The sequence below is a fragment of the Arthrobacter sp. UYEF20 genome (assembly GCF_040546335.1).
Classification (GTDB): Bacteria; Actinomycetota; Actinomycetes; order Actinomycetales; family Micrococcaceae; genus Arthrobacter.
On the sequence record NZ_JBEPNP010000058.1, the window covers coordinates 1 to 3,523 of the forward strand.

1 rRNA gene is annotated in these 3,523 nt (G+C 55.1%); it reads left to right on the top strand.

Going from position 1 to position 3,523, the window contains the following annotated elements:
- Positions 1 to 237 precede the first annotated feature (237 nt).
- Positions 238 to 3,384 (top strand): 23S ribosomal RNA (locus ABIB26_RS23580).
- Positions 3,385 to 3,523 lie beyond the last annotated feature (139 nt).

Sequence of the window (3,523 nt, forward strand, 5' to 3'; positions counted from 1 at the left end):
TTTTGTCTGTTTCTGGTTTCCTGGCTGCACCGATCATGCATGGTTGCTTCTCCGTTGGGAGGGGTTGTGTGTGGGGTGTGTGGTACGGGGTTGTTGTTTGAGAACTACATAGTGGACGCGAGCATCTTTTATAAGAAGCAATTTCCAAGAATATGAACCTGGATCTGTTGTTCTGCCTTTCGGGGTGGAGTGATGGTTTCTGTGGTTCTCTCGAAAATAGCGTTTTTGATCTTTTGTGGTCAAGTTTTTAAGAGCACACGGTGGATGCCTTGGCATTAGGAGCCGAAGAAGGACGTAGGAATCTGCGATAAGCCTGGGGGAGTCGATAACCGGACTGTGATCCCAGGGTGTCCGAATGGGGAAACCCCGCCGGGGGCGCGAGCTGCCCGGTGACCCGCATCTGAACACATAGGGTGTGTGGGGGGAACGCGGGGAAGTGAAACATCTCAGTACCCGCAGGAAGAGAAAACAATAGTGATTCCGTCAGTAGTGGCGAGCGAACGCGGATCAGGCTAAACCGTTCCATGTGTGATAGCCGGCGGGCGTTGCATGGTCGGGGTTGTGGGACTTCCCGTTCTGTCTCTGCCGGGGCAGTGGGGTGAGTAGTACAGGCATAGGTGAACGGTCTTGAAAGGCCGGCCAGAGAGGGTGTGAGCCCCGTAACCGAAATGTTGTGTACCGCCCGGTGAAGTATCCCAAGTAGCACGGGGCCCGAGAAATCCCGTGTGAATCTGTCAGGACCACCTGATAAGCCTAAATACTCCCTAATGACCGATAGCGGACCAGTACCGTGAGGGAAAGGTGAAAAGTACCCCGGGAGGGGAGTGAAACAGTACCTGAAACCGTGTGCTTACAATCCGTCGGAGCCATCACAGCTTGCTGTGTTGTGGTGACGGCGTGCCTTTTGAAGAATGAGCCTGCGAGTTAGTGTTACGTCGCGAGGTTAACCCGTGTGGGGAAGCCGTAGCGAAAGCGAGTCTGAACAGGGCGTTGCAGTGGCGTGATCTAGACCCGAAGCGAAGTGATCTACCCATGGCCAGGTTGAAGCGACGGTAAGACGTCGTGGAGGACCGAACCCACTTCAGTTGAAAATGGAGGGGATGAGCTGTGGGTAGGGGTGAAAGGCCAATCAAACTTCGTGATAGCTGGTTCTCCCCGAAATGCATTTAGGTGCAGCGTTGCGTGTTTCTTACCGGAGGTAGAGCTACTGGATGGCTAATGGGCCCTACAAGGTTACTGACGTCAGCCAAACTCCGAATGCCGGTAAGTGAGAGCGCAGCAGTGAGACTGTGGGGGATAAGCTTCATAGTCGAGAGGGAAACAGCCCAGACCACCAACTAAGGCCCCTAAGCGTGTGCTAAGTGGGAAAGGATGTGGAGTTGCGAAGACAACCAGGAGGTTGGCTTAGAAGCAGCCATCCTTAAAAGAGTGCGTAATAGCTCACTGGTCAAGTGATTCCGCGCCGACAATGTAGCGGGGCTCAAGTACACCGCCGAAGTTGTGGATTTCAGATGATAGCCAAGCCGCCCCCTCGTGGGGTTGGTTCAGGCGTCTGGAGTGGTAGGGGAGCGTCGTGTGGGCAGTGAAGTCGCGGTGTAAACCAGCGGTGGAGCCTACACGAGTGAGAATGCAGGCATGAGTAGCGAAAGACGGGTGAGAAACCCGTCCGCCGAATGATCAAGGGTTCCAGGGTCAAGCTAATCTGCCCTGGGTAAGTCGGGACCTAAGGCGAGGCCGACAGGCGTAGTCGATGGACAACGGGTTGATATTCCCGTACCGGCGAAAAACCGCCCATGCTGAACAGGGGACACTAACCGCCCGAGACCTGCCCGACACCCCTTGTGGGTGAAGGGTTTTGGTGGAGCGCGGGACCTGATCCTGGGAGGCAAGCGTATTAACAGGTGTGACGCAGGAAGGTAGCCGAGCCGGGCGATGGTTGTCCCGGTCTAAGGAGGTAGGGCGAACGGTAGGCAAATCCGCCGTTCATGATGCCTGAGATCTGATGGGACTCCCGTGAGGGGGGATTCGGTGATCCTATGCTGCCGAGAAAAGCATCGACGCGAGGTTTTAGCCGCCCGTACCCCAAACCGACACAGGTGATCAGGTAGAGAATACTAAGGCGATCGAGAGAATTATGGTTAAGGAACTCGGCAAAATGCCCCCGTAACTTCGGGAGAAGGGGGGCCCCCATCGTGAGGGACACTAGCTGTCCGGAGCGTGCAGGGGCCGCAGAGACCAGGGGGAAGCGACTGTTTACTAAAAACACAGGTCCGTGCGAAGTCGCAAGACGATGTATACGGACTGACTCCTGCCCGGTGCTGGAAGGTTAAGAGGACCGGTTAGCCGCAAGGCGAAGCTGAGAATTCAAGCCCCAGTAAACGGCGGTGGTAACTATAACCATCCTAAGGTAGCGAAATTCCTTGTCGGGTAAGTTCCGACCTGCACGAATGGAGTAACGACTTCCCCGCTGTCTCAACCATAAACTCGGCGAAATTGCAGTACGAGTAAAGATGCTCGTTACGCGCAGCAGGACGGAAAGACCCCGAGACCTTTACTATAGTTTGGTATTGGTGTTCGGAGTGGCTTGTGTAGGATAGGTGGGAGACGTTGAAGCCCGGACGCCAGTTCGGGTGGAGTCATCGTTGAAATACCACTCTGGTCACTTTGGACATCTAACTTCGGCCCGTAATCCGGGTCAGGGACAGTGCCTGATGGGTAGTTTAACTGGGGCGGTTGCCTCCTAAAAAGTAACGGAGGCGCCCAAAGGTTCCCTCAGCCTGGTTGGCAATCAGGTGTCGAGTGTAAGTGCACAAGGGAGCTTGACTGTGAGAGAGACATCTCGAGCAGGGACGAAAGTCGGGACTAGTGATCCGGCGGTACATTGTGGAATGGCCGTCGCTCAACGGATAAAAGGTACCTCGGGGATAACAGGCTGATCTTGCCCAAGAGTCCATATCGACGGCATGGTTTGGCACCTCGATGTCGGCTCGTCGCATCCTGGGGCTGGAGTAGGTCCCAAGGGTTGGGCTGTTCGCCCATTAAAGCGGTACGCGAGCTGGGTTTAGAACGTCGTGAGACAGTTCGGTCCCTATCCGCTGCGCGCGCAGGAAATTTGAGAAGGGCTGTCCTTAGTACGAGAGGACCGGGACGGACGAACCTCTGGTGTGTCAGTTGTACTGCCAAGTGCACCGCTGATTAGCTACGTTCGGATGGGATAACCGCTGAAAGCATCTAAGCGGGAAGCTCGCTTCGAGATGAGATTTCCATACACCTTGTGTGTGAGAGGCCCCCAGCCAGACCACTGGGTTGATAGGCCGGATGTGGAAGCGAGGACTAACGACTCGTGAAGCTGACCGGTACTAATAGGCCGATAACTTACACCACACACCACCCCCGTAAACCCGTTCAAAAGGGGTTTACACCCCGGGGTGGTACAAAGAAACAAGACTGCTTGCGTCCACTATGTGGTTCCCAGACAACAAACCCGTTGCTTGGCGAACCGACAACTGAATAACAACACCAC